Raw genomic sequence first — 23843 nt, forward strand, 5'->3', positions numbered from 1 at the left:
CCTTTCGATCATCGTTTCTTCAATTCAGGATTCATTGCCCTGCGCCCAGCGCAGCAGCTTGGCCACGGGCGCATACAGCGCGCGCGGGATCGGCTGGTCCTGGGGCACCTCTTCGTAGATGCGCTCGGCCAGGGAGGGCTCGAATTCGGTCGGGATCAGGCCTTCGCTCGCGAAGCGCCGGATCTGCGCGGCGACCTCGCCCTCGCCGCGCGCAATGACGCGCGGCAGGTCGGTCTCGCCGAGGTACTGCAGGGCGATGGCGATGCGCGGCGAATGGATCACCGCCGAGGCCGCGCGCACCCGGTCGTTCAGGCTCGCGTACACCGCCTCGAAGTAGGCCGTGCGCCGCCGCGAGCGGTTGATGGGGTCGCCCTCCATCTCCTTGTATTCCTGGCGGATCTCCTCGATGGACATCCGCTGCTGCTTCATGAACTCGTGGTGCTCGTGCACGTAGTCGACCGCGGCCATCACCGCGTAGATCACCACCGCCCAGCCGAAGGCGACCAGCACCATGTGGGCGGCGGCCGTCATGATTCCCGCAGGCTGCGCGTAGCCCAGCTTCAGCGCGGTGTCGACGAAGCCGCGCACCACCACGAACATCAGCAAGGCCAGCAACGCGGTCTTGGTGCACATCTTCAAGAGATTGATGAGGCTGCGCGTGGAGAAGATGCGGGTCAGGCCCTCGGCAGGGTTCAACCGGTTCACGTCGGGCTTCAGCCGCTCCCAGGCCGCCACGCCGCCGACCTGGAACAGCGAGCCGACGATGCCCGCCAGTGCGGTGATCGCCATGATCGGCAGCGTCCCCCACACCAGCGTCTCGCCGGTGTGCAGCAGCAGCTCGGCAAAGCGGTCGTCGGGCGCGGTCAGCAAGGTGGTGCTGGTCGCGTGCAGCCACAGTTCCCGCAGCAGGCTGTAGATGAGATGGCCGCCCAGCCACAACGACAGCACGACCACCACGAACACCACCGTGGAGGCCAGGTCGGTGCTGAACACCACTTCCCCGCGCTTGCGTGCATCGCGCAAGCGCTTGGCGGTCGGGGCCTGGTCTTTTTCTGCCATGGCCTGCCCGCTACAGCGTGGACCTCAGGAAATCGAGCACGCCGTTCTCGGGCCGCAAGAATTCCTGCAGCGACTCGTACACGAAGAACAGGAACAGCAGCATCATCAAGTGCGCGAGCAGGCTCTTGAGCGGCTGCGCGAAGACGAACACGTTCAGCTGCGGCGCCACCCGGCCCACCAGGCCCACGCCCAGTTCCACCAGCAGCAGCACCACGATGACCGGCGAGGCCAACTTCACGATCCAGAGGAACAGCGTGTCGCCCTGGCGCACCGCGAACTGCTCCAGCACCAGGCCCAAGTTGGGAAAGAAGGAGCCGACCGGCCAGATGCGGTAGGAGTCGACGATCACGCCCAGCATCGCGAGCAGCCCGCCCGCCGATACGAACAGCGTGATGACCATCCAGCCCAGGAACTCGCTGGTCGCGCCGTTCTCGTGGCCGGCCACCGGGTCGAAGAACGAGGCGTTGCTGGAGCCCGTCTGGAAGTCGATCAGGTCGCCCACGCTCTGGATGGCCCAGATGAAGATGCCGAAGCCCAGGCCCAGCATCACGCCGATGAGTGCTTCCTTGCCGGCGATGAACACCCAGGTGGCCATCGATGCAGCCGGCACCTCGCCCGCCACCGGGGACATGAAGATCGCAAGCATCAGCAGGATGCCGTTGCGCACGGTGCCGGTGATCATGCCGCCCGAGAGGAAGGGCACGACCGCGAAGATCGCGAACAGCCTCGGCAGGGTGAGCACCACCGCCGAGAAGAACTGCTCCATGTTGCCGAGTTCGAAGCTTTCCATTGCCGCTTCGCTCCTAGGCGGGGCGCCGCATGGCCCAGGCCTGCGCGGTGCTCTCTTCGTTGGTGTCTTCGAGGCGCTGCTCCTGCAGATGCAGGTGCTCCGAACGCGCGCGCTGCTGCATCTGCTGGGCTTTTTCCAGCTCGCCATGCGCGGCGCGCAACTGCCGGCGGCTTTCTTCCAGCACCTGCTCGCGCTCGGAATGCGCCCGCGCGGCCTGCGCGGTGACCTGGCCCGCCTGTGCGATCTGCGCATCGAGTGCGCCGCTCCAGGCGCCTGCGCTGCGGAACTCGGCCACGCTGACCTGGCCACCCGACAGCGCGCCGCGCGTAGCTTCCCAGTGCAGCAGCTTGTTCTGCACCTGTTGCTGCTGCGCGGCCTCGGCCTGCCGCAGTTGCGCCTGGCTTTCCTCGGCGGCGGCGCGGTCGCGCGCGACCACGCCCATCGCGACGGTCTTCTGGCGCTCGCGCACGTCGGCGAGAAGCTTCCAGTCGATGCTCATTTCGCGCGCTCCATGCGAGGTGCCTGGCGCAGCAGCGCGGCAACGGATTGCTCGAACGGCTGGCTGGTCCTGGGCGGCTGCGAGAGAAAGTCGAGCATCGCCGGCCGCGCCTGGATCGCCTCGTCGGCCAGCGCGTCGCTGCCCGGCCGGTATTCGCCGATCTGCACCAGCAGTTCCATCTCCTGGTACTTGGCCAGCAGGCTGCGAAAGTGCGCGGCCGCCGCGCCGTGCTCGCGCGTGGTCACCAACGGCATCACGCGACTGATGCTGGCCAGCACGTCAATGGCCGGATAGCGGTTGGCCGCCGCGATCTTGCGCGACAGCACGATGTGGCCGTCGAGGATCGAGCGCACTTCTTCGGCAATGGGGTCGTTCTCTTCGTCCCCTTCGGTCAGCACCGAGTACACGGCGGTGATGGAACCGGTCTTGCCCTGCCCCGCGCGCTCCAGCAGCTGCGGCAGCATCGAGAAGATCGAGGGCGGATAACTGCGCCGCGTCGGCGGTTCGCCGCTGGCGAGGCCGATCTCGCGCTGCGCGCGCGCAAAGCGGGTGAGCGAATCGACCAGCAGCAGCACCTTCTTGCCCTGATCGCGAAAGTGTTCGGCGATGGTGGTCGCCACGTAGGCCGACTTGATGCGCTCCATCGGCGGCCGGTCGGAGGTGGAGACCACCATCACGGTCTTGGCCAGGCCTTCGGGGCCGAGGTTGTGCTCGATGAACTCCTTCACCTCGCGCCCGCGTTCGCCGATGAGCGCGATCACGTTCACCTCGGCCGTCGAGCCGCGCGCCAGCATGCCGAGCAAGGTGCTCTTGCCCACGCCGGGCGGCGCGAACACGCCGATCCGCTGGCCTTCGCCGACGGTGAGCAATGCGTCCACCGCGCGGATGCCGGTGGCCATCGGCGCGTCGATCATGCGGCGCGCGAGCGGGCTCACCGGCTCGCGGTGCACCGGCAGCCGCGTGTGGGTGGCGAGCGGGCCCAGGTCGTCGATGGGCTGGCCGAGCGCGTCAAGCACGCGGCCCAGCAGACCAGAGCCCACGGGGCACACGTGGCCGCGACCGGTAGGCACCACTTCGGTCAGCGCCGAGATGCCGGTGATCGGCCCCAGCGGCGTGAGGATGGCGGTGTTGTTGCGAAAGCCGACCACCTCGGCCAGGAGCGGCGGTTCGCCCGGCGTGACCAGTTCGCAGAGCTCGCCCACATGGGCCTGGATGCCGGTCGCGTCGATCAGCATGCCGACGGCCTTGCTCACGCGACCCCGCATCGCGACGGGCATCACGCGGCCGAAGACCTGCTCCAGGTCGGCGACGATGCCGAGCGCCGCGTCGGAGGCGATCTGTTGCTGCATGCTCATCGCTTGGCCTCCGCGCCATCGCCGCGCTCGACCGCGCGGCGGAATGCTTCGAGCTGCGCATCGACGCCCAGCTCCAGCGTGCCCGATGCCGTCTGCACCACGCACGCGCCGATGGCGAGCGCCGGGTCGGCCACCACGCTCACCGTCATGTGCCACTGGGCTTCGTCCCGCAGCCTCGCCAGCACTTCGCGCATCGAGGCTTCCTGCGCCGGCGCGACACGCACGCTGATGAAGGGTTCGCTGCGGATCAGCGTGTCCACGCGCATCAGCGCGGCTTCGAACAGCGCCTCGGGCCGGGCGTCGGCGATGAACTTGCCTACCGCCTTGACCACGATCTGCGCCATTGCGCTGCGCAGCGCATGCAGCTGCCGCTCGGCCGCCATGCTCTCGGACACCAGGTGCCGCGCGTACTCGGCCCTCGCGCGCTGAAGCCCTTCCTCGTAGCCCTTCTGGCGGCTCGCCTCGGCGTCGTGCAGCGCCTGCTGGGTGATGCGGCGCGCTTCCTGGCGCGCGGTGTCCACCACGGCCGATGCATCGAGCAGCGCCGCGTATTCGTTTTCCTTCAACACCTTGCGCTCGCTCAGGAGCTGCAGGTTGTCGGTGGTGATCAGAAAAGCCAGTCCCATTGCGGCAGTCTTTCGGGAACGATGCACGACAGCATCAGTTCGTTGAGTTGCAAGGCCTGGCGCGGCTCGAAGACCGGCACGCTCAAGGCGGAGATGCGGCGCGGCAGCTTGTGCTTCAGGCGCTGGAGCACCTGCTCCCCCTCGGACGCGGCCGCGCCCAGCAACAGGCGATAACCGCGGTCGAGCACCACGCGGCCGGTGGCGATGGGGCGCTGCTGCACCACGGCGCTGTCCATGCGCAGTTCGGTGAGCTGCGGCACGCGGTCGAGCACGAAGTCGACCGCATCGCGGTCGAAGCGGCGTGCCTGGCGGCGAATCTGCAGGCCCGCGCCGCCGCGCACCTTGAAGAGCGGCAGATGCGCGCAGAAGCCGAGGTAGGCCGCCAGGCGGCGCAGCGACGCCGCATCGAGCAGCGCGAGGCGCTTGAGGCGCGAATCGAAGTTGTAGTCGGCCGCGGCATGCGTCTGGACCGGGCCCTTCGTGTGTTCGCGCCGCAGCAGATCGGCCAGCACCGCGCGCCCCGCCGGGCCCATGCGCGCCACCGAACGGTGCTGCACCGGCCAGTTGGCCGGCAGCCAGCTCGGATGCAGGTCGGCCTCGGGGTGCAGGTTGAAGCGCATCACCAGGCGCACCAGGTCCATCGGGCCGGGCATGGCCGCGGGGGTGGTGGGTGCGGTGGCCGGCGCCTGCATGGGTGCGTGTCCTGGTCGTGCGCTGATGGATCGGTCAGCGCTTCAGGACCTGGCGGCGCATCCAGGTACGCCAGTCCTGCCCTTGTCGGCGCAACAGGGTCGGCAGCGCCATGAGGCAGATGGCTGCCAGGAACAGGAGGCCCAGCAGCACCATGGCGGTCTGCGTCGAGAACAGGCCCAGCACCAGCGGCTCGCCGACGGGAGCGCCGGTGGAGGTAGTGCGCGCGATGCGGCGCGCCTCGAACAGCGACAGCGACACCTGGTCGTGCGTGAGCCCTTCGATGCTGTGCGCCACCATGTCCTTCACCGCCGGCGCCAGGAGGCGCAGGTCGACGTCGGGCCGGTGCTTGATGAACACCGCCGCGGACGACGGCCGGATCTTCTCGCTCAGCGGATCGTTGGCCGGGATGACCACGTGCACCCGCGCGTCCACCACGCCGTCGATGTTGCGCAGCGTCTGCGAGAGCTCCTGCGACATCGCGTAGATGTAGCGCATGCGCTCCTCGGAGGGCGTGGACACCAGGCCCTGTTTCTGGAACACCTCGCCCATGCTCACGTAGCGCTCGGCCGGCAGGCCCTGCACACGCAGCACGTCGAGCGCCTGGCTGAGCCGGTCTTCCTCGACCTCGACCTGCCAGTTGGCGCCTTCGAGCTTGGTCTTGGTCGCGCCGATGCCCTCGTTGGACAGGGCCGCGACGATCTCGTTGGCCTCCTGTTCCTTGAGGTTCGAATAGAGCGCGACCTTGCAGCCCGCCAGGGCCAGCAACAGCACGAGCGCGGCAAGCCAGCGCAAGCTTCCGGACGGCCTCATTGCTGGTTCTTCAAGAGGCTGCCGAACAGGCTGGTTGCGGCGCTGGCCAGCCCGGTGGAAATATGCATTCGCGCGAACATCATGTTCGCTTCCATGGCGTGATCGGTCATCACGAACATGGTCTTGATGGGGTCGGCGAAATCGATGGACTCGAGCATGCTCTTGCGCATGTCTTCCATGGAGCGCACGTTGCCCGACAACTGCGCGGCGAGCGACTTGGCCGCATCGCCGATCGCGCTCGGCGCGCTCGTGCCGGCCGGTACCTGCACGCCCTGCATCATGTTGGCGAACATGCGGGTCTCGCCGGGTTCGAAGTGCGAGGGGCGCACCGTCGTCTGCTGCGCCTGGGTGGCGTTGGCGGATGCGGCGGATGCCGAAACTTCAGGTGGCGGCGCGCTGAGCGCGGCGGAGGCAATGGGGTCGGTCATGGTTCACTCTCCTCGCAAAGAAAAAAAGGGCCGCGCGAAGCCCGTCGGCTTCGCGCATGCCTCAGCCTCTCAGCGTCAGTTCTGCTTGGCGGACTGACGGATGTCGTTGCCGGTGGACTTGGCCACTTCGGTGCCGGCGGCGTTGGCGCCGTTGACCGTCTGGGCCGTTGCGGCTGCGCCGGAGATGGTCGCGCCCGCAGCCATGCTGACGCTCATCAGGCGAGCCTGGTCGGCCGCGGCTTGCTGCATTTGCTGGATCGAGGTGTCGACTGCGCTCATGGTGAAACTCCTGTTGAAAGTTGAGGTTTGTTCAATTGCGGATGCAAGCGCTCCGCCCTTCGGCGAAGCCATTCCATGCGGCGCACCGCGGTGCTGCTGCGCATGAAATCGGGGTACGCGAAGCGACGGAAAACATCTCCATCACCTCGCGGGTTTCTTGTTCGGGGTGCCGCCACTCAGCACCAACCCATCGGCATCGATGCTCTTCAGTTCCGCGCCCGAGCGCAACACCGAGCCTTCGTAGTAGCGGTTGCCGTTCGACAGCTGGATGTGGCGCAATCCGTTGCTGTCCTCGGTGATGCTCACCATGCGCGCGGGCAGCACGCTCTGCCAGTTTTCCCACTGGGCACGCACGTCGTCGTCCTTGTTCTCGGTCTTGGGTTTCTCGCGGTACTGCACCTTGTCGGAGACCAGCACCGAGGGGTGCAGGTCTTCGCCGAGGCGCCGGATCTTCTGCCGCACGGTGGCGTCTTCCACCGTGCCCGTGAGCACCAGCCGGCCCTGCCCCGTGTAGGTGACGGCCACGCCAGGATCGTCGACATAGCGGCGCGCCTGCTCGACCATGTCCTCGGCCGAATGCACGTTGACGCTGACCTTGCTGCCGAAGCGCGCCATCGCGTCCTCGAGCGTGCGGCGGCGCTGCTTCGATTCGACATAGCCCTTCACGCCGAACTGTCCACCGGGCGCCGCGATGACCTCCACCTCGGGGAACGGCACGAGCGCCTTTTCCACCTCGGCCAGGTTCACGCTGGTGCCGTTCGCCGCGCCGTTGCGATCGCCGCCGAGCGACATCGCGGCAATGCCGAGCACGGCCAGGATCGCGACCACGCCGCCGATCCAAAGGCCCAGCCGCTGCGTGCGCGACGGCGGATCGCCCGCCAGTGCGCCGTCGTCGGGCAATGCGCCGTGCGCCGGCGCGAACATGCGGTCTTCCTGCGCATGCGTGGGATAGGTGCGGTCGAGCTGGAAGTCGATCTGCCCCACGCTCACGATGTCGCCGGCCACCACGCTCTTGCGCGGCTGCTGCATCTCTTCGCCGTTGAGGCGCGCCGAGGCGGTGCCCAGGCGCTGCATCGACACCACCAGCTCGCCCACGGTGAACGCCAGGTGCCGCGGCAGCACGTCGCCGCCCGGCAGCATCACCTCGCACTCGCCGCCCGAGCCGAGCACATTGATTCCGGGCTTGAGCACGATGGTGCGGCCCTTCACCGCGCCGCTCAGGAAGCGCAGGCACCAGCCGGCGGCCTGCGCCTGCATGCCTTGCGGCGCGGATGCTTCCGCAGGCGTTTCTGCAGCCGGCTCGTCGTCGAACGGAATGTCGCCATTCATCGGTTCAACCTCCGGGCTCGGGCAAGGGCAGCGTCGGCACCGAGGCCGTCGAGCCGGGCGTGACCAGGCGCGGCGTCAGAAGGTAGAAGCGCTCCATGTTGTTCTGCTTCTTGTCGGTGTAGCGAAAGAGTCCGCCGACGCCTGGAATGTCCTTCAGGAGCGGCACGCCCGTGACGGCATTGCTCTTCTCCTCGGACGAGTAGCCCGCGATCAGAAGGCTCGCGCCCTCGTCCACCAGCGCCTGCGTGTTGACGGTGCGGCGCCGCACGATCGGGATCTTGTCGACCGACTGCGGGCTCAGGTCGCCATCGACGATGTCGATGGACATCATCACGCCGCGGCCGGTCTTCTCGTCGATGATGAGCGGCGTCACCCGCACGGCGGTGCCGGCGGTGATGCTGAAGAGACCCGCGTCCTGGAAGCCGTCCACGCGCACGTAGAACTCGCTCAGGTTTTCCAGCACGGCCTCGGTGTTGTCCAGCGTCATCACCTTCGGTCGGGCCACGAAGTTGGCGTTGCCGTTGGTGGCCAGCGCGGTCACGCGGGCCAGGAGGTAGTTGCGCGCGCTGTTGCCGATGGCCGCGGTGAACATGCCGCCCAGCGGCGTGAGCGGATTGCCCGAGGTGTCGACGCTGCCGATCTGCCCCGCCTCGCTGCCGGAGCCGCCCCAGGTGAGCGGCCCGCGGTCGCCGCGGCCGGTCTGGAAGTCGGCATGGCGGCCGTGCCAGCGCCAGTCCACGCCCAGGCTGGAGAGGTTGTCGGTGCTGATGTCCATGATGGTCACCTCGATCTCGACCAGCCGCGGGCGGGTGTCCATCGATTCGATCAGCTTGGCGTACTGCGCCATCTTCTCGGGCATGTCGCGCACCAGCACCGCGTTCATGCGCGTGTCGGCCTGGAACTGCGGCAGCTCGCCGCCGGTGATGCTCGACATGCCGCCCAGCGTGGTGGCATCGGCGCCCTGCCCCGCGCCCGCGATGTCGATCTTGGGTGCGTTGATGGTCTCGCCGCTGCGCAGCTTGATCTGCCGGTTCGGCCCCACCGAGAGCGTGCCGTTGGTGCCGCGCCCGCCCGAGCTGCCGCCCGAGGACTGGTTGCCGGTGGCGCGGCCATAAAGACTGCGCAACACGTTGGCCACGCCCGGAATCACCGTCTCCTTGCCGGAGCGGTTGATGCGGAAATCGGAAGCCCAGGCGTACTTGAGCGGAAAGAGCCGGATCTCCGCGCCCTCGGCCATCGCGGTCTTCTGGTCCGCGAGCTTCACCGCCTGGCGCACCATTTCCACGTAGCGGCGCGGGCCTGTGACGTACACGCTGGCATCGCGCTCGCTGATGCTCAGCGGGTAGCGCTCGTCGGAGATGTGCAGCCGCACCAGCGTCTCGGCAATGCGGCCGGCATTCTCGGCCGCGATCGGCAGCACCTCGCTCTTGGCATCGGCGGCGAGGTCGATGAAGAGGAATGCGCCGTCGTAGTACCAGGTGAGGCCGTTGACCGAGCAGACGCTGTTGAGGATGTTCTTGGCCGGTCCGTCGAACTTGCCGCTGATCACGCCGTTGACCTTGGGGTCGATCACCGCGGTGATGCCCTGCGACGACGCCAACTCGCGCAGGAAGTCGTTCAGCGGCTTCTCGTTGGCGATGATCTGGAAGGGCTTGTTCTGCCAGCGGAACTCCGCCGCCATGCTGTGCTGAACGACCAGCAGCATGAGCATCGCGCAGCCCAGCAGCATGAACGCCCGCCGGCGAACGAAGAGAAGGTGTGCGGCGACGGTCGTTTTCATCATCATCGCCGTGGTCACGACAGCGTGGTGAGCGAGAGGAATGCGCGCTCGGCGAAGCGCATCACGTCGCGCCCCAGCCAGCCGGCCGTGACGATGATCGCCAGCATCACCGCGATGAGGCGTATCGACTGGCCGATGCTCTGGTCCTGCACCTGCGTCACCGCCTGCAGCACCGCCACGACGAGCGACGACAGCGTTGCCACCACCACCACCGGCAACGAGATCCACAGCACGAGCATGAGGCCCTCGCGCGTGATGTCCAGGATGTTCTGCGGTGTCATGTCGGTTGCTCTCTCCCTCGGAAAACGGATTGCTGTGCGGGACGCGGTACGAGTTGCTGTGCGAGTTATGAATGGCGTTCATCAATCAGTGCGCTTGGGGATTGGTGATCCATCCCACCGGTTGCAGGGCCACGTCGTCATCGATCTCCTGGTAGGACAGCACCGCCAGTTGCGGCGCCACCGGCTCGATCAGGTTCTTGATGTAGCGCCGCACATCGGACGACGCGATGGCCACCACGCGGTTGGCGGTGGAGCCGAGCACGCGGCGCAGCTGCTCGCGGATGTCCTGCGTGACGGCGGGGCTCAGCAGCAGCAGGTTGCCGCGCGGCGAGCGCTCGATGGCGTTCTGCACCCGGTCCAGCAGGCTCGACTCGAAGAGGATCGCTTCGAGCTGCCGGTTCGGCCCGACGTAGCGGCTGGTGATGTAGCGCCCGAGGTGGATGCGCACCAGCTCGGTGAGCGCAATGCCATCCTGCTCCTTGGCGGCCCACATCGTCAGGCTCTCGAAGATGGCGTGCAGGTTGCGGATCGGAATGCCCTCCTGCAGCAGCCGGCGCAGCACCTCGGCGATGCGCTGGGCCGAGGCCACGCGCAGCACCTCGGCGGCGAGCTCGGGCGCATCGCGCTGCACCGAATGCAAGAGGCGCTGCACTTCCTGCAGGCCGATGAGATCCTTCACGTTGCGGCGCACCGTGTGGTCCACATGGAGGCCCACCACCTCCGCGCCGGTCCATGTCGTGAGGCCCGGCTCGGGGCCCGGCACCCACACCACGCGCGGGAACGGACCGAAGGGTTCGGCGACCTCGGCGCCCGGCGGCGTGGTGACCGCCTGCGCCGGATCGACCATCAGCCAGTCGGGCTTGAGCGTGCCGCGCGCCACGGCCACGTCGTGCACCAGCACCTGGTATTCGTTGTCTCCCAGGCCGTCGACGTAGTTCAGCTGCAGCCGCGGAAAGATCGGGCCGAGGTCGGATTCGACCGAGGTCTTGACCAGCGAGAGGTGCTGGTCGAGCACATAGCGGTCGACCGAGGTGCGCAGGCCCGACGACAGGCGCACCGCGAGCGGCGCGGCAATCGCGTGGTCGGTATCGGTTTCCTCGGCAGCTACGCCGCCGCCGTGCGAAATCCAGCCCGGCGTGTTGCGCTGCTGGCGCAGCATGCGCATGGCAAGACCCAGCCCGATCAGGATGGCGGCCAGTATGCCGAACACCCACTTCGGAAAGCCCGGCACGACAAGGAAGCTCGCGACCGCGAGGCCCGCGATGATGAGCGCGCGCGGGTGCGCCATGAGCTGGTCGCCGATCTGCTGCGCGAGCTGCGAATCGCGGCGGTCGCCGGTGCTCACGCGGGTGATGACGATGCCGGCCGCGATCGACACCAGCAGCGACGGAATCTGCGACACCATGCCGTCGCCTACCGTGAGGATCGCGTAGCGCTGCAGCGCGCCGCCGAGGGTCATGTCGTGCATCAGCGTGCCGATGGCGATGCCCGCGAGGATGTTGACCAGCGCGATCACGATGCTGGCGATGGCGTCGCCCTTCACGAACTTCATCGCACCGTCCATCGCGCCGTGCAGCTGGCACTCCTGCTCCAGCAGGCGGCGCTGCTTCTGCGCCTTGGCGGAAGACAGAACGCCGGCGCGCACGTCGGCATCGATGCTCATCTGCTTGCCCGGCATCGCGTCGAGCGCGAAGCGCGCCGCCACCTCGGCCACGCGCTCGGAGCCCTTGGCAATCACGATGAACTGCACGATCGCGATGATGAGGAACACCACGCCGCCGACCACCACGTTGTTGCCCACGATCAGCTTGCCGAAGGTGTCGATGATGTGGCCCGCGTTCGCGTGCAGAAGAATCAGCTTGGTGGACGCGATGTTCAGCGCAAGGCGGAACAGCGTGGTGAAGAGAAGCAGCGACGGAAAGGTCGAGAGCGACAGCGCCGAAGGCACGTACATCGCAACGATCAGCAGCACCAGGCTGATGGCCAGGTTGCTCGCAATGAGGAAGTCGAGCAGCGGCGTGGGCAGCGGCAACACGAACAGCGCCACCACCACCACGAGCAGCGCAGCGAGCAACAAATCGTTGTAGCGACCTGCATTGCCCAGCAGGTCACGAAAACTTCCGCGGTACTGTTGAAGAGATCGCGAGGAATTCGCCATTGCGTCCTTGCTCAAGTGGAATCTTGGAGTTGTTTTCCGATGCGCACTGCCCTCCAGTTGCACAGCGAGCGTGATGAAGAACCCCACGTCGCGATGCACTCTAAGCGGGGCCCTCCGATCACGGCAACCACGAGTTCTCGTAAGTACGAAGGACTTGTGGCGCGCGCGGCACTACGCGTTCCCGTACTACCTGCGCCCTGCCCCTTTCGCTAAGCTGCGCCGACCCGATGCGAAGCTGTTCGCGTTGCTCCAAGGTATGTAGACAGTGACAGAACGTAGCCGTTGTTCGAACGAAAGCATGCATGCCGAGCCACGCCGTTGAAGCGGTGACGGAACTCGGCCGGGCCCCCGCCTTGCCCCGCGCCGATGCGGCGAATGTGCGAGCGCTCAACCGTCTCTATGCGGCCCCGCCATTGCGTGGCGTGGCGGCGCGCGGCGTGAGCTACCAGTTGGCGTGGCACCACGACGCGGCCTTCGGCCACACGACACGCGAGCGCTACAGCTTCAGGCTCGGCGCGCATGTGGGCCATCTCGCGATGGATGCGCCGAGCATGCAGGTGCTGCTCGGCGAGCGCCGCATCGACCTCTTGCCGCGCGACCTGCGCTACATCCTCCTGGCCGATGCGTTGCACCCGGTGATCGATGCGCTGGAGAAAACGCTGCGCCTGCATTTCGAATGGCAGCCATCGGAGGCCGAAGCGAGAGAGCCGCGCGATGCGCGCGAAGCCCGCGAGCAGCCGCTCGTGCACTGCGACCCCGAGCGCGCGGCCTTCTTCGTGGCCACGCCGTCGGACGGCGGCGCGATGCTGCGCGGCTTCGTGCAGTTCGACGATGCCGCGACGCTCGACGCCCTCGTGCCGCCCACTACCGGACCGCTGCATGCCGTGCGCACCAGCGAGGCCTTCCACACGCTGCGCATGCCGGTGAGCTTCCAGCTCGGCAGCACGCCGATCCAGCTTCGAGAGATCAGCAGCATCCGCCCCGGCGACATCGTCGGCATCGAGCAATGGAGTTCTTCGGGTGGCGGCATCGTCGTCACCGCCGCGCTGGGCGGCCCGACCGGGCTCTTTCTCTCGGCCGTGGCCGAAGGCTCGCGCATCACCGTTCAGCAATCGAGAGACAGTGCCATGAAGCCAGACACGCCCGCCGACACTGCGGCCGCCGCAGACAACAACGTCAACCTGCCGCTGGACCGGCTCGATGCGCTGGAGGTGACGCTGCGCTTCGAGGTGGGCGACCTGTCGCTCTCGCTCGGCGAATTGAAGAGCATCCGCGCGGGCCACGTGTTCGACCTGGCCGAGCCGCTGAACCGCAGCCCGGTGCGCATCCTTGCGCACGGCAACGTGCTGGGCAAGGGCTACCTGGTCGCGGTGGGCGATCGGCTGGGGGTGCGCGTGTCGGAGTTCGCGCCCGGCGAAGTCTGAGAACAGAGAACGAGGCCATAGCGATGCAAGGAGGAATCCCGGAGCCACTCACCCTCGTCGCGGTGATGGTCGCGTTCGGCTTCGCGACCTTCGCGGCGCTGATGGTGACGAGCTACACCAAGCTGGTGATCGTGTTCGGCCTCTTGCGCACCGCGCTCGGCCTGCAGCAGACGCCGCCGAACATGGTGCTCAACGGCATCGCGATCATCCTTACCGTCTACATCATGGCGCCGGTCGGCATGGACATCGGCGACACGCTGCGCAACCGCAACTTCGGCATCAAGGGCGAGAGCATGGGCGACATCATGGCGGTGATCGATGCCGCCAAGGTGCCGGTGAAGGAGTTCCTGCAGAAGCACACGCACGAGCGAGAGCGGCAGTTCTTTCTGAAATCGGCCTCCAACATCTGGCCCAAGGCGCGGGCCGAGCAGTTGAAGGACGACGACTTCATGGTGCTGGTGCCCAGCTTCACGCTGAGCGAGCTGACGCGGGCGTTCCAGATCGGTTTCATCATCTACCTGGTCTTCGTGGTGGTGGACCTGATCGTGGCGACCGTGCTGCTTGCGTTGGGCATGTCGATGATCGCACCCACCACCATCTCGCTGCCGTTCAAGCTGTTGCTGTTCGTGATGCTGGATGGGTGGACGCGGCTCGTTCATGGGCTGGTGCTTTCGTACCGCTGAGCTCCTCCACGAGCCGGTCGACCGCGGCCTCGGCCTTCTGCATCGACTGCGCGAGCTGTTCGCCGCCGAACTCGTCGCACTCCACCGCCGCCTCATGCACATTGGTGACGCCGATGTAGCCGAACACCGAGCGCACCGTGTCCTCGGTGTGGTTCAGGTGCGCGATGCGACCGCCCGGGTCGTAGCCGTGATCGCCGCGCGCACCGAGCAGCACCATGCGCTTGCCGGCGTCGGCGAGCATCGGCCAGTAAGGCACCGCGCCGCGCGCGCGGTCGAAGCCGAAGGTGCGGCCCACCCGGACGATGTTGTCGATGTACGCCTTGAACTGCGCGGGCACGCTGAAGTTGTACATGGGCAGGCCCACCACGATCAGGTCGGCGGCTACGAGCTGGTCGACGAGGCGGTCGCTCTCGGCGAGCACGTCGGCCATCCAGGCTTCGCGGTCGGCCGGTGCGGTAAAGGCGGCGTGGATCCAGCGGCTGTCGACATAGGCGGGCGGGTGCTGGCCGACATCGAGGTAGTCGATGCGGTCGTCTGGCCGCGCCGCGCGCCAGCGCTCGACAAAGCGTGCGGAGAGGCGCCGCGTGTGCGAACCATGCGGGTCGGTGCCCGAGAGGCCCGGGCGGGCGCTGGCGTCGATGTGAAGCAGGTGGAGAGGCATGTCGTTCCTTCGGTGAATGGATGAATTGATCTACGCTGTATTGCGCTGTCAGAATGACTGCACAGGCCTTGAATCTATGGATACGCACGGCCATTCACAAACGATCATTTCTCCCGCTATGCAAGAGATTGGCTCATCCGTTCGCCCGCCGCGCCGCCTGCCTCCCCTGCTCTCGCTGCGCGCCTTCGAGGCGGCCGCCGCGCACCTGAGCTTCCAGCGCGCGGCGGTCGAACTCTCGGTCACGCCCTCGGCCATCAGCCACCAGGTGCGCGCGCTCGAAGACACGCTGGGCCAGCCGTTGTTTCGGCGGCTCACGCGGCAACTCGCGTTGACGCCTGCGGGCCAGCGGCTCTTCGACGACTTGCGCATGGGCTTCGATGCGCTCGAAGCCGGCATCGACCGGTTGCGCCGGCCTGCGGCTTCGCAGTCGGTCACGCTCACCACCAACACCGCCTTCGCGGCGCGCTGGGTGCTGCCACGCATGACGGCCTTCCGCAAGGCCTGCCCCGGCATCGAGCTGCGGCTGCATGCGGGCGACACGGTGGTCGACCTCGCACGCGGCGATGCGGACATCGCGGTGCGCTCGGGGAACGGCAACTGGCCGGGGCTGGTGGCCAACGAACTGATGCCCGAGCGCTATGCGCCCTTGTGCAGCCCGATGCTGGGCCTGCGTCGCAAAGGCGATCTGCCAAAACACCAGTTGATCCATTGCGACTGGCAGCCGAACGCGATGGCGCCGGCGCTGTGGTCGCGGTGGTTTCGCGAAGCGGGCATCGCGCAGCCGCGCGGCCGCTCGGCGAAAGCCGTGGGGCTGTCGTTCTCCGACGAGACGCACGCGATGCTCGCTGCCTTGGCAGGCCACGGCGTCGCACTGCTGAGTCTCACGCTCGCGGCCGAAGAGTTGCGCAGCGGCGCGCTGGTGCAGCCCTTCGGGCCGGCGCTCGATACGGGGAGCTACTTCCTCGCGACCGCGAACGGGCGGGAGAACGAGCCGGCGATATGCGCCGTGTGGCAGTGGATCGAATCGCAGGCCGCGGCTGGCTGACGAAGATCACGCCAGCGGATCGGTGATCTCGCGCAGCGCCATGCGCTTGTAGCCCTCCACCAGCGCCGCGCCTTCGGCTGCATCGACCGCGATGGCCAGGCGGATGGTCGCCTCGCCCATCTCCCAGATCAGGAAGGCGGCCTGCTCGATGCGCTTGATGTCGGCGCGGGCACGCACCTTGTGCACCTTGAACATTGCGTCGGCGAGCATCTGCCCGCAGGCACGGCTCTCGGCAAGCTGCAGGGTCAGCAGTTGCCTGTCGACCTGCATGCCGCTCCAGATGTCGCGCATGACGGGACGCTCGTTGACGATGGCGTAGTACACGTCCACCAGCGCCGCGAAGGACGACTGCAGGCTGGCGAGGTCCGTCACGTCCTTGAGGCCGTCGCGGATGCACTCGCGGCTCGCGGCATTGATGCGCTCGGCGAGCATGCGGATCAGCGCGGCTTTCTCGGGGAAGTACTGGTAGAGCGAGCCGATCGAGATGCCGGCGGATGCGGCGACCTCGCTCATCTTCAACTGGTCGCTGCCGCCGCGCACGATGAGTTCGGCGGCCGCTTCGAGGATGCGCTCCACGCGCGCCTTGCTGCGCTCCTGGATCGGGCTCTTTCTGGCCGAAGGTGCCTCGACAACAGCCACCTGCGATTGCAAAGGTGCACTGCGCGTCATGGCATCGCCCGGGGATTGACATTCAAAATGTGAGTAACTATCATTTTTTACGTGAGCATTTCTCACATTATCTCAAGGAGATCGGAAATGGCAATCAGCAGCAGCACCCGGGATGACGTGCATCCCCTCTTGGTACTCGGCGCGAACGGCAAGACCGGCGGACGCGTTCTGGAGCGGTTGCGCACCGCCGGGCATGCGGTGCGTGTCGGCTCGCGCTCCGCTGAGCCGCGCTTCGATTGGGAAGACCGGACCACCTGGACCGCCGCGCTCGACGGCGTACGCGCCGTCTACGTCGCCTATCAGCCGGACCTGTGCGTGCCAGGCGCGGTCGAGACGGTGACGGCCTTCTACGACGCGGCCGCCAAGGCCGGCGTCGAAAGAATCGTGCTCCTGTCGGGCCGCGGCGAGCCCGAAGCGCAAGACGCCGAGAAGGCCCTGCAGGCCACCGCGCTCGACTGGACCATCGTGCGCGCCAGCTGGTTCTTCCAGAACTTCAGCGAGAACTACTTTCTGGACGAAATCGTTGCCGGCGCGATCACCCTGCCCCAAGGGCTGGCGCCGGAGCCTTTCATCGACGCCGACGACATTGCCGACATCGCCGCCGAGGCGCTGGTCGACAGCCGCCACAGCCGCAAGCTCTACGAGCTGACCGGCTCCCAGGCCTTCACCTTCCCGGAAGCCATCGCACAGATCGCCGCCGCGACGAATCGGCAGATCGACTGCCACATCATCTCGATGGACGACTACGCCAAGGCGTTGTCCGAAGCCGGCCTGCCGCAGGACCTTTCGTGGCTTGTCATCTACCTGTTCACCACCGTCCTCGACGGCCGCAACACACCCATCGCCCACGGCGTGGAACAGGCGCTCGGCCGCCCGCCGCGCACCTTCGCCGACTATGTGGCGCGCACGGCCCCGACCGGCGTGTGGGGAGCCAGGTGATGATGGGCAAGACCGCCACGGTGCTGATCCTCGCCAGCGCCTTTTCCAGCGCGATGGTCGCCGGCATCTTCTACGCGTTCTCCTCGTTCGTGATGCCGGCGCTCGCGCGCATCCAGAACAGCGAGGGCATCCACGCGATGAATTCGATCAACGTCACGGTGATCACGCCGAGCTTCATGCTCTTCTTCATGGGCAGCGCCGTGCTGGGCATCGTGCTCGGGGGCTGGTCGCTGTTCTCGATCTCGCAACTGGACTCGCAACTCGTCCTGCTCGCGAGCCTGCTCTACGTGGTCGGCTGCTTCGGCGTGACGATGGTCCTGAACGTGCCGCTGAACAACCAGCTTGCCGCGACCTCGCCCACCGACGGCCATGTGTTCTGGCAGACCTACCTCAAGACCTGGACGCTGTGGAACAGCGTGCGGACCGCCTCTTCGGCGCTCGCCGCGATCGTCTTCGTCGCGGCGGCATTGAAACGGGCTGCCGCCTGAAGCCTGTTCACCCTACGGACTTTGCAGCTTGCGCCTTCGTTCGGAACATGGTTTCATCCAAAAGAAACAGGGAGTAAACAGAAGAACCGATTCAGGAGAGGATCGAGATGAAGCCCCATGACTCGCGCGTGCTCGCGGCACTGGCATTGCTGACCACCTGCATGGCATCGATCGATGCGCGTGCGGCCGACGGAACCATTCATTTCACAGGCGAAATCGTCGCAGCCCCCTACGAGATGCGCCTCGCGGCGCACGCGCCGGCACCGACGGCCACGGCGGCCCACCGCACGAGCGGCTCGGGCCCCGTCGCCGAACTCTCCTTTGTGCAACAACGCGTCGACCGGCCCAGCGGCACGGTGCGAATCGACGGGCTCGGCGCCCTGCCCCTGCGCACCGTGTTCACCGACGCCCAGGGCCGACAGCATCTTTTCGATCCATTGCAGGCACGCGCAATCGGCCTGGATGGGGGCAAGCTGTCCATCGCGGCGCTGCGGCAGCCGCCCACGGGCCGCGTGGCGGCCGCCATGGTGACGGTCAGCTACAACTGACCGCGCACTTTCGATGATTCAGGCCGCGCGAAGCTGTTCGCGCAGCTTCTGGCCGATCTCGGGCCGCTCGAGGAACGGATCGGCCGGGTTCACGACCGCCACGATGTTCTCCATGCGCGCACGCACATTGCCCAATGCCTTGGGGTGGCTGAACACGTAGAACTGGTTGTCGCTGATGGCGTCGAACACCTTCGCCGCGACTTCGGCCGCGGTGATCTTGCCGCTGCTCACCGCCTTGTTGCTCATGGCCTGCCCGATGAGCTGGCTCTTGGTGAGCTCGCTGTCCTTCGGTGCGTTCGGACGGTTGCGCTCGCTGCTCGTGATGCCGGTCGGGACGAAGTACGGGCACAGCAGGCTCGCGCCGACCTGGTCGGTGACCAGCGTCAGGTCCTGGTAGAGCGTTTCGGTGAGGCTCACGACTGCGGCCTTGGCAGCGTTGTAGATGCCCATGTTGGGCGGCGTGAGGAGGCCCGCCATGCTGGCGGTGTTGGTGATGTGGCCTCGGTAGCTGGGGTCCTTGGCGGCCGCCTCGAGCATCATCGGCGTGAACAGGCGCACGCCGTGGATCACGCCCCAGAGGTCCACGCCCAGCACCCATTCCCAGTCGGAGACCGTGTTCTCCCACACCAGCCCGCCCGCGCCCACGCCGGCGTTGTTGAACACGAAGTGCGGCGCGCCGAAGCGCTCCTTCACGGCAGCGGCCAGCGCTTCCATTTGCGCGGCATCGGACACATCGACCTTGCGGGCCAGCACCTGCACGCCGGCGGCTTCCATCTCGGCCGCGGCCTTGTCCAGCGCGTCCTGCTGCACGTCGACCAGCACGAGGTTCATGCCGCGTGCGGCGCCGATGCGCGCGCATTCGAGGCCGAAGCCCGAGCCCGCGCCGGTGAGAACGGCGGTCTTGCCCTTGAAGTCCTGAATCATTTGCCGGTGTCCTTCTTGCGTTGAATGTCTCTGACGGTGGAGCCGCTATTGAAGTACGGAACGCGCCGCCGCGCAGTCACGAAGGTGCCCGCGCCACGCTTTTCAACGCGCTCTATGCATCCGCTTTCTTCAGCACATAGCCGATGCGCGGAAAGTGCACATGCACCGTGCCGATGCGCTCGTCGCTGCGCTCCAGCGTGTAGTGCGTGCGCGTGGCGGCCACCAGCGTGCCCGCGGTTTCCTCCAGGCCGAAGCTCTCGGCACGAATGGTCACGGCGCTGCCGAGCGCGATGCCGTGGTCGTCCTGGAAGGTGCTGTCGGTCAGCAGCGAATGCGGCGTCGCGGCCTTGGCCACGGCGATGGCTTCATCGGCGCTGAACTTCTCGGGCGCACCGTGGCCGATGGCGGCCATGCGGTCCATCCAGTCGACCACCGCGGGCGTCAGGTCGAGGATGGTGCGAACCGACTCGATGCGGCGCGTGTACCAGAGCGGGTGGTAGGCAGCGAAGTCGCTGATGCTCGGCACTTCGCCCAGGAGGAAATGCCGGTCGTCCAGCATGTCCGACAGCCGGCGCAGGTACGACTTGTAGGCGCTGGTGGCGTCGGCCGGACGCAGGCGCGTCATGTTGCCGGCGCTCATCTTGCCGCGGTCTTCGCCGAAGGCCTTGGCGGCTTCGGGCGGTGCCTTGGCGAACACCTCTGCCGCGCCCTTGGGCTGCAGGTTCCAGGCCATCGCGGCCCAGAACAGCGTGGTGTCGGCCCACTGCGCGAGGATGCGCGACAGGCCCTTCTCGGGTTCAGGGTACAGCGTGGGCTCGGGCTGCAGGTGCTCCAGCACGTCGGCGATGAGCGCGCTGTCGCAGTACATGTCGGCGCCGATCTGCAGGAAAGGCGTCTTGCGGTAGCCGCCGGTGAGCAGCTCCACGTCGGGCTTGGGCATGATCGGCGGGATGAAGACCGACTTCCACGGCAGCTTCTTGGCGCCGAGGATCAGCCGCACCTTCTCCGAAAACGGCGAGGTGGTGTAGTGGTGGAGGATCAGGTCGGCCATGGCTTGTTTTTCCTGTGGGGTGTTCTTGTCTTGTGTCGGGTCAGCGTGGCTGGGCTCGCTGGATGATCGAATCGAAATCGGTGCCTGCGCCCAGCGTGCCGAAGGCATTGCCCCAGTCGCCGCCCAGGCGCGATGCGCAGAAGGCGCCGACCACCCCGGGCGGTGCCGTCTGTGCCAGCAGCGAAGCCTGCACGGCCAGCGCCACGTCCTGTGCCAGACGACGCGCCTCGACCTCGGAGGCCATCGCCTCGATGCGCGCCGGCAGCGCGTCGGCCAGGCGATCGAGCGCGGCATGCTGGCCGCGTGCAGGCGCCAGCTCCTTGGCCAGCGCCGCGACCGCGTCGCCCTTGCGAAGGCCCCGCAGCAGGTCGAGCGCCATGATGTTGCCCGCGCCTTCCCAGATCGAGTTGAGCGGCATCTCGCGGTAGACGCGCGCCATGATGCCTTCGCCGCCCTCTTCCACGTAGCCGTTGCCGCCCAGGCACTCCATCGCTTCCTGCGCGAAGTGGCTGCCGCGCTTGCAGATCCAGAACTTGGCAACGGGCGTGAGCAGGCGCGCCATGAGGCGCTCGTGCTCGTCGTCCGGATGGTCGAAGGCACGAGCCAGGCGAATGGCCAGTGCGGTCGAGGCTTCGCTCTCCAGCGCAAGGTCGGCCAGCACGTTCTTCATCAAGGGCTGCTCGATCAGCGGTTTGCCGAAGGCGTTGCGCTGGCTGGCGTGGTTGATGGCGATGCTCAAGGCCTGCCGCATCAGGCCGCTGGTGCCGAGCGCGCAGTCGAGCCGGGTCATCGTGCCCATCTCGAGGATCTGCGGAATGCCGCGCCCCTCCTCGCCCACGAGCCAGGCGCTGGCGCCGTGGAACTCGACCTCGGAGCTCGCGTTGGCCTTGTTGCCGAGCTTGTCCTTCAGGCGCTGGATGTGGATGGCATTGCGCGTGCCCTTTCCCATCCAGTCAGGCAGCACGCGCGGCAGGAAGAAGCAACTCAAGCCCGCCTCGGCCTGCGCGAGCACCAGGAAGGCATCGCACATCGGTGCCGAGAAGAACCACTTGTGGCCGGTGATCGCGTAGCGCTCGCCCCAGGCGTCGCTGCCATCGCGCACGGCCTTCGTGGTGTTGGCCCGCACGTCGGAGCCGCCCTGCTTCTCGGTCATGCCCATGCCCATGGTCACGCCGGGTTTGTCCTTGAAGGACTTGAGCGCCGGGTCGTACCAGAGGCTGGTGAGCTTGGGGCCCCAGTCGGCGTACACGGCCGCATTGCTGCGCAGCGCGGGCGTGACCGCATAGCTCATGGAGATCGGGCACAGCATCGATGGCTCCAGCTCGGTGAAGAGCATGAAGCCGGCCGCGCGCAACACATGCGGCGATGCAGACGTGCCCGCCCAAGGCGTGCCATGCAGGCCCGCGCCCACGGCCGCCGACATGAGCACGTGGTAGCTCGGATGGAACTCCACCTCGTCGATGCGCCGCCCGAAGCGGTCGTGCGTGTGCAGTTCGGGCGTGTGGATGTTGGCCAGCCGCGCATGCGTCTGCATCTCGGCCGAGCCGATGGTCACGCCCAGTTCCTGCAACGGCGCCACCTGCAACTGCGGCGCATTGAACTTCAATGCATCGCGCAAGGGCCGGTTGGTTTCGAAGAGGTTGTAGTCCGCGAGCGGTGCGGGCTGGTTGAACACCTCGTGCGTGGTTTCCATGACCGGCCTCCTTGCCGTGCGTTCAGTTCATTCCGGATGGGTCAGATCAGCTTGACCAACTGCTTTCCGAAATTCTTGCCCTTCAGCAAACCCAGGAAGGCCTCGGGGGCGGATTCGATGCCCTGCGCAATCGATTCGCGCGGCTTGAGCTTGCCCGTGCCCACCAGCGTGCCGAGCTCGGTCAGCGCCTCGGGCCACACTTCCATGTGCTCGCTGACGATGAAGCCCTCCACCTTCAAGCGATTGATGAGGATCAGCGCCGGGTTCGCGAGCGGCAGCGGCGCGCCGTCGTAGCCAGCGATCATCCCGCACAGCGCCACGCGGGCAAAGGCATTGGTGCGCAGCAGCACCGCATCGAAGATGTAGCCGCCGACGTTCTCGAAGTAGCCGTCGATGCCGTTCGGGCAGGCTTCCTTCAGCGCCGCGCTCATGGTCTTCACGTCGGGATGCTGGCGGTAGTCGATGCAGGCGTCGAAGCCGAGTTCGTCGGTCACGTACTTGCACTTGTCCGGACCGCCCGCAATGCCCACCACGCGGCAGCCGCGCGCCTTGGCCAGCGCGCCGAAAGCGCTGCCGACCGCGCCGCTGGCGGCGGTGATGACCACCGTCTCGCCGGCCTTCGGCGCAATGATCTTCACAAGGCCGTACCAGGCGGTCACGCCCGGCATGCCGACCGCGCCGAGGTAGTGCGACAGCGGCACGTGCGTGGTGTCGACCTTCTTCAGCGCGCCGGGCTGCGAGGCATCGACCACGCTGTATTCCTGCCAGCCGCCGAAGCCGACCACCTTGTCGCCGACCGCGTACTTCGGGTGCTTGCTCTCGACCACCTCGCCGACCGTGCCGCCCTGGAACACCTGGCCCACGGGCTGCGGCTGCGCATAGCTCTTGGCGTCGTTCATGCGCCCGCGCATGTACGGGTCGAGGCTCATGTAGTGGTGGCGCACCAGCACCTGGTTGTCGGCGAGCGCGGGCGTCTCGACGGTCACCAGCTTGAAGTTGCTTGCGGTGGCTTCGCCCTCGGGGCGGTTGTCGAGATGGATCTGCTTGTTCGTGGGCATGTGGTTCTCCTGGGAATTCGTTCGGTCAGTCGGTGGAAGGCGGGCGCATCGCGTTCGCGCTGGCGGGCCCCGTCGGCAGGCGGCGCTTCACGTACTTGAAGGTGCCGGTCGCATGGGCGCACACGCGCTCCTGCTCGTCGTAGATCTTGGCTTCGGTGAACGCCAGCGTCGCGGTGCGATGGATCAGCGTGCCGCGCGCATGCAGCGGACCGACCGAAGGCTGCATGAAGCTGGTCTTCATCTCGATGGTGACCACGCCGGTCTCGGGCGCCACGCTGCGCGCGGCCGCCGCCATGGTGATGTCCAGCAGCGTCATGCAGGCGCCGCCGTGCGTCACGTCGAAGGTGTTCAGGTGCTCGGGCTTGGCCGTATAGATGATCTCGGACTCGCCGCCCTCGAACTTCGTGAGCTCGAAGCCCAGGTGGCGCGCGAACGGAATCTGGCTCGTGTACGAGCGGATGTTGATGTCGGTGGAAGGCGGAGTTTCTGTAGTCATGGATTCCATTCGTGAGACACCGCGGAACCGGCTTTGCCGGGCCGCAGGTGTCGCCCCCGGCGAGGGGGCGGGCGTTG

26 protein-coding genes are annotated in these 23843 nt (G+C 67.1%); 6 read left to right on the forward strand and 20 right to left on the reverse strand.

The window, feature by feature from the left end; translation table 11 throughout:
• Nucleotides 1-24 precede the first annotated feature (24 nt).
• From J2W23_RS20145 to sctV, 13 genes are all read right to left on the reverse strand, one after another.
• Entirely contained in the window at nucleotides 25-1059 is a 1035-nt protein-coding gene (locus J2W23_RS20145; protein ID WP_176657512.1) for an EscU/YscU/HrcU family type III secretion system export apparatus switch protein, read from the reverse strand.
• 10 nt (nucleotides 1060-1069) lie between these two features.
• The gene (gene sctT, locus J2W23_RS20150) at nucleotides 1070-1849 is read right to left on the reverse strand and encodes a type III secretion system export apparatus subunit SctT (protein WP_176657513.1); all 780 of its coding nucleotides are present in this window, start codon (nucleotides 1847-1849) and stop codon (nucleotides 1070-1072) included.
• Between the two features lie 13 nt (nucleotides 1850-1862).
• Nucleotides 1863-2348: a serine kinase gene (locus J2W23_RS20155; protein ID WP_307649995.1), complete on the reverse strand. Its 486-nt coding sequence runs from the start codon at nucleotides 2346-2348 to the stop codon at nucleotides 1863-1865.
• On the reverse strand, nucleotides 2345-3703 hold the full coding sequence (locus J2W23_RS20160) for a FliI/YscN family ATPase (RefSeq protein ID WP_176657515.1): 1359 nt from the start codon (nucleotides 3701-3703) through the stop codon (nucleotides 2345-2347). The genes J2W23_RS20155 and J2W23_RS20160 overlap by 4 nt, the downstream gene beginning before the upstream one ends.
• A complete protein-coding gene (gene sctL, locus J2W23_RS20165) occupies nucleotides 3700-4329 on the reverse strand; it encodes a type III secretion system stator protein SctL (protein ID WP_307649996.1) in 630 nt (209 codons plus the stop codon). The genes J2W23_RS20160 and sctL overlap by 4 nt, the downstream gene beginning before the upstream one ends.
• Nucleotides 4311-5021 (reverse strand): SctK family type III secretion system sorting platform protein, encoded by a 711-nt coding sequence (locus tag J2W23_RS20170; RefSeq protein ID WP_176657517.1) that lies wholly within the window; start codon nucleotides 5019-5021, stop codon nucleotides 4311-4313. The genes sctL and J2W23_RS20170 overlap by 19 nt, the downstream gene beginning before the upstream one ends.
• 34 nt (nucleotides 5022-5055) lie before the next feature.
• Nucleotides 5056-5832, reverse strand: coding sequence for a type III secretion system inner membrane ring lipoprotein SctJ (sctJ, locus tag J2W23_RS20175; RefSeq protein ID WP_176657518.1), 777 nt, complete (start codon nucleotides 5830-5832; stop codon nucleotides 5056-5058).
• Complete coding sequence (locus J2W23_RS20180; protein WP_176657519.1) at nucleotides 5829-6260, reverse strand: hypothetical protein; 432 nt, start codon at nucleotides 6258-6260, stop codon at nucleotides 5829-5831. The genes sctJ and J2W23_RS20180 overlap by 4 nt, the downstream gene beginning before the upstream one ends.
• A 75-nt stretch (nucleotides 6261-6335) precedes the next feature.
• Nucleotides 6336-6539 (reverse strand): hypothetical protein, encoded by a 204-nt coding sequence (locus J2W23_RS20185; protein ID WP_007834711.1) that lies wholly within the window; start codon nucleotides 6537-6539, stop codon nucleotides 6336-6338.
• A 141-nt stretch (nucleotides 6540-6680) separates the two neighbouring features.
• A complete protein-coding gene (locus J2W23_RS20190) occupies nucleotides 6681-7868 on the reverse strand; it encodes an FHA domain-containing protein (RefSeq protein ID WP_307649997.1) in 1188 nt (395 codons plus the stop codon).
• A 4-nt stretch (nucleotides 7869-7872) separates the two neighbouring features.
• The gene (sctC, locus tag J2W23_RS20195; protein WP_307649998.1) at nucleotides 7873-9648 is read right to left on the reverse strand and encodes a type III secretion system outer membrane ring subunit SctC; all 1776 of its coding nucleotides are present in this window, start codon (nucleotides 9646-9648) and stop codon (nucleotides 7873-7875) included.
• A 14-nt stretch (nucleotides 9649-9662) separates the two neighbouring features.
• A complete protein-coding gene (gene sctS / locus J2W23_RS20200) occupies nucleotides 9663-9929 on the reverse strand; it encodes a type III secretion system export apparatus subunit SctS (RefSeq protein WP_176657521.1) in 267 nt (88 codons plus the stop codon).
• Between the two features lie 85 nt (nucleotides 9930-10014).
• Entirely contained in the window at nucleotides 10015-12087 is a 2073-nt protein-coding gene (gene sctV, locus J2W23_RS20205; RefSeq protein ID WP_176657697.1) for a type III secretion system export apparatus subunit SctV, read from the reverse strand.
• A gap of 302 nt (nucleotides 12088-12389) precedes the next feature.
• Here sctV and sctQ point away from each other — a divergent pair, with 302 nt between their 5' ends.
• Together sctQ and sctR are read left to right on the forward strand one after the other, a co-directional pair.
• Nucleotides 12390-13511, forward strand: coding sequence for a type III secretion system cytoplasmic ring protein SctQ (gene sctQ, locus J2W23_RS20210; protein WP_176657522.1), 1122 nt, complete (start codon nucleotides 12390-12392; stop codon nucleotides 13509-13511).
• Nucleotides 13512-13534: 23 nt separating this feature from the next.
• Nucleotides 13535-14194: a type III secretion system export apparatus subunit SctR gene (sctR, locus tag J2W23_RS20215; protein ID WP_176657523.1), complete on the forward strand. Its 660-nt coding sequence runs from the start codon at nucleotides 13535-13537 to the stop codon at nucleotides 14192-14194.
• Here sctR and J2W23_RS20220 read toward each other — a convergent pair.
• Entirely contained in the window at nucleotides 14121-14855 is a 735-nt protein-coding gene (locus J2W23_RS20220; RefSeq protein ID WP_307650000.1) for an FMN-dependent NADH-azoreductase, read from the reverse strand. The two genes, sctR and J2W23_RS20220, sit on opposite strands and share 74 nt — an antisense overlap.
• 118 nt (nucleotides 14856-14973) lie before the next feature.
• Here J2W23_RS20220 and J2W23_RS20225 point away from each other — a divergent pair, with 118 nt between their 5' ends.
• Entirely contained in the window at nucleotides 14974-15900 is a 927-nt protein-coding gene (locus J2W23_RS20225; protein ID WP_307650001.1) for a LysR substrate-binding domain-containing protein, read from the forward strand.
• A 6-nt stretch (nucleotides 15901-15906) separates the two neighbouring features.
• Here the strand turns inward: J2W23_RS20225 and J2W23_RS20230 are convergent, their stop codons facing one another.
• The gene (locus J2W23_RS20230; protein WP_307650002.1) at nucleotides 15907-16569 is read right to left on the reverse strand and encodes a TetR/AcrR family transcriptional regulator; all 663 of its coding nucleotides are present in this window, start codon (nucleotides 16567-16569) and stop codon (nucleotides 15907-15909) included.
• 87 nt (nucleotides 16570-16656) lie between these two features.
• Between J2W23_RS20230 and J2W23_RS20235 the strand changes: the two genes are divergently transcribed.
• The 3 genes from J2W23_RS20235 to J2W23_RS20245 all read left to right on the forward strand — a co-directional run bounded on the left by J2W23_RS20235 (nucleotide 16657) and on the right by J2W23_RS20245 (nucleotide 18544).
• On the forward strand, nucleotides 16657-17508 hold the full coding sequence (locus tag J2W23_RS20235; protein ID WP_307650003.1) for an NAD(P)H-binding protein: 852 nt from the start codon (nucleotides 16657-16659) through the stop codon (nucleotides 17506-17508).
• Complete coding sequence (locus J2W23_RS20240; protein WP_307650004.1) at nucleotides 17508-17996, forward strand: anthrone oxygenase family protein; 489 nt, start codon at nucleotides 17508-17510, stop codon at nucleotides 17994-17996. The genes J2W23_RS20235 and J2W23_RS20240 overlap by 1 nt, the downstream gene beginning before the upstream one ends.
• A gap of 107 nt (nucleotides 17997-18103) precedes the next feature.
• Nucleotides 18104-18544 carry a hypothetical protein gene (locus J2W23_RS20245; RefSeq protein WP_307650005.1) on the forward strand — a complete coding sequence of 147 codons (441 nt, stop codon included), beginning with the start codon at nucleotides 18104-18106 and terminating at the stop codon, nucleotides 18542-18544.
• A gap of 18 nt (nucleotides 18545-18562) precedes the next feature.
• Here J2W23_RS20245 and J2W23_RS20250 read toward each other — a convergent pair whose 3' ends face one another.
• The 5 genes from J2W23_RS20250 to J2W23_RS20270 form a co-directional block, all read right to left on the reverse strand.
• Entirely contained in the window at nucleotides 18563-19468 is a 906-nt protein-coding gene (locus J2W23_RS20250; protein ID WP_307650006.1) for an SDR family oxidoreductase, read from the reverse strand.
• Nucleotides 19469-19580: 112 nt separating this feature from the next.
• Nucleotides 19581-20519, reverse strand: coding sequence for a glutathione S-transferase family protein (locus J2W23_RS20255; RefSeq protein ID WP_307650007.1), 939 nt, complete (start codon nucleotides 20517-20519; stop codon nucleotides 19581-19583).
• A 40-nt stretch (nucleotides 20520-20559) separates the two neighbouring features.
• The gene (locus tag J2W23_RS20260; RefSeq protein ID WP_307650008.1) at nucleotides 20560-22212 is read right to left on the reverse strand and encodes an isovaleryl-CoA dehydrogenase; all 1653 of its coding nucleotides are present in this window, start codon (nucleotides 22210-22212) and stop codon (nucleotides 20560-20562) included.
• A 41-nt stretch (nucleotides 22213-22253) separates the two neighbouring features.
• Nucleotides 22254-23270, reverse strand: a complete 1017-nt coding sequence (locus J2W23_RS20265) for an NADP-dependent oxidoreductase (RefSeq protein WP_307650009.1) — start codon at nucleotides 23268-23270, stop codon at nucleotides 22254-22256.
• Nucleotides 23271-23295: 25 nt separating this feature from the next.
• Nucleotides 23296-23766 (reverse strand): PaaI family thioesterase, encoded by a 471-nt coding sequence (locus tag J2W23_RS20270; RefSeq protein ID WP_176657534.1) that lies wholly within the window; start codon nucleotides 23764-23766, stop codon nucleotides 23296-23298.
• Nucleotides 23767-23843: the final 77 nt, after the last annotated feature.

Origin of the sequence: Variovorax boronicumulans (genome assembly GCF_030812215.1) — a bacterium.
GTDB lineage: Bacteria > Pseudomonadota > Gammaproteobacteria > Burkholderiales > Burkholderiaceae_C > Variovorax > Variovorax boronicumulans_C.

Coding starts and splice junctions, on each gene's coding strand:
- J2W23_RS20145 (WP_176657512.1), bottom strand. CDS start 1,059: ATGGCAGAAAAAGACCAGGCCCCGACCGCCAAGCGCTTGCGCGATGCA.
- sctT (WP_176657513.1), bottom strand. CDS start 1,849: ATGGAAAGCTTCGAACTCGGCAACATGGAGCAGTTCTTCTCGGCGGTG.
- J2W23_RS20155 (WP_307649995.1), bottom strand. CDS start 2,348: ATGAGCATCGACTGGAAGCTTCTCGCCGACGTGCGCGAGCGCCAGAAG.
- J2W23_RS20160 (WP_176657515.1), bottom strand. CDS start 3,703: ATGAGCATGCAGCAACAGATCGCCTCCGACGCGGCGCTCGGCATCGTC.
- sctL (WP_307649996.1), bottom strand. CDS start 4,329: ATGGGACTGGCTTTTCTGATCACCACCGACAACCTGCAGCTCCTGAGC.
- J2W23_RS20170 (WP_176657517.1), bottom strand. CDS start 5,021: ATGCAGGCGCCGGCCACCGCACCCACCACCCCCGCGGCCATGCCCGGC.
- sctJ (WP_176657518.1), bottom strand. CDS start 5,832: ATGAGGCCGTCCGGAAGCTTGCGCTGGCTTGCCGCGCTCGTGCTGTTG.
- J2W23_RS20180 (WP_176657519.1), bottom strand. CDS start 6,260: ATGACCGACCCCATTGCCTCCGCCGCGCTCAGCGCGCCGCCACCTGAA.
- J2W23_RS20185 (WP_007834711.1), bottom strand. CDS start 6,539: ATGAGCGCAGTCGACACCTCGATCCAGCAAATGCAGCAAGCCGCGGCC.
- J2W23_RS20190 (WP_307649997.1), bottom strand. CDS start 7,868: ATGAATGGCGACATTCCGTTCGACGACGAGCCGGCTGCAGAAACGCCT.
- sctC (WP_307649998.1), bottom strand. CDS start 9,648: ATGAAAACGACCGTCGCCGCACACCTTCTCTTCGTTCGCCGGCGGGCG.
- sctS (WP_176657521.1), bottom strand. CDS start 9,929: ATGACACCGCAGAACATCCTGGACATCACGCGCGAGGGCCTCATGCTC.
- sctV (WP_176657697.1), bottom strand. CDS start 12,087: ATGGCGAATTCCTCGCGATCTCTTCAACAGTACCGCGGAAGTTTTCGT.
- sctQ (WP_176657522.1), top strand. CDS start 12,390: ATGCCGAGCCACGCCGTTGAAGCGGTGACGGAACTCGGCCGGGCCCCC.
- sctR (WP_176657523.1), top strand. CDS start 13,535: ATGCAAGGAGGAATCCCGGAGCCACTCACCCTCGTCGCGGTGATGGTC.
- J2W23_RS20220 (WP_307650000.1), bottom strand. CDS start 14,855: ATGCCTCTCCACCTGCTTCACATCGACGCCAGCGCCCGCCCGGGCCTC.
- J2W23_RS20225 (WP_307650001.1), top strand. CDS start 14,974: ATGCAAGAGATTGGCTCATCCGTTCGCCCGCCGCGCCGCCTGCCTCCC.
- J2W23_RS20230 (WP_307650002.1), bottom strand. CDS start 16,569: ATGACGCGCAGTGCACCTTTGCAATCGCAGGTGGCTGTTGTCGAGGCA.
- J2W23_RS20235 (WP_307650003.1), top strand. CDS start 16,657: ATGGCAATCAGCAGCAGCACCCGGGATGACGTGCATCCCCTCTTGGTA.
- J2W23_RS20240 (WP_307650004.1), top strand. CDS start 17,508: ATGATGGGCAAGACCGCCACGGTGCTGATCCTCGCCAGCGCCTTTTCC.
- J2W23_RS20245 (WP_307650005.1), top strand. CDS start 18,104: ATGAAGCCCCATGACTCGCGCGTGCTCGCGGCACTGGCATTGCTGACC.
- J2W23_RS20250 (WP_307650006.1), bottom strand. CDS start 19,468: ATGATTCAGGACTTCAAGGGCAAGACCGCCGTTCTCACCGGCGCGGGC.
- J2W23_RS20255 (WP_307650007.1), bottom strand. CDS start 20,519: ATGGCCGACCTGATCCTCCACCACTACACCACCTCGCCGTTTTCGGAG.
- J2W23_RS20260 (WP_307650008.1), bottom strand. CDS start 22,212: ATGGAAACCACGCACGAGGTGTTCAACCAGCCCGCACCGCTCGCGGAC.
- J2W23_RS20265 (WP_307650009.1), bottom strand. CDS start 23,270: ATGCCCACGAACAAGCAGATCCATCTCGACAACCGCCCCGAGGGCGAA.
- J2W23_RS20270 (WP_176657534.1), bottom strand. CDS start 23,766: ATGACTACAGAAACTCCGCCTTCCACCGACATCAACATCCGCTCGTAC.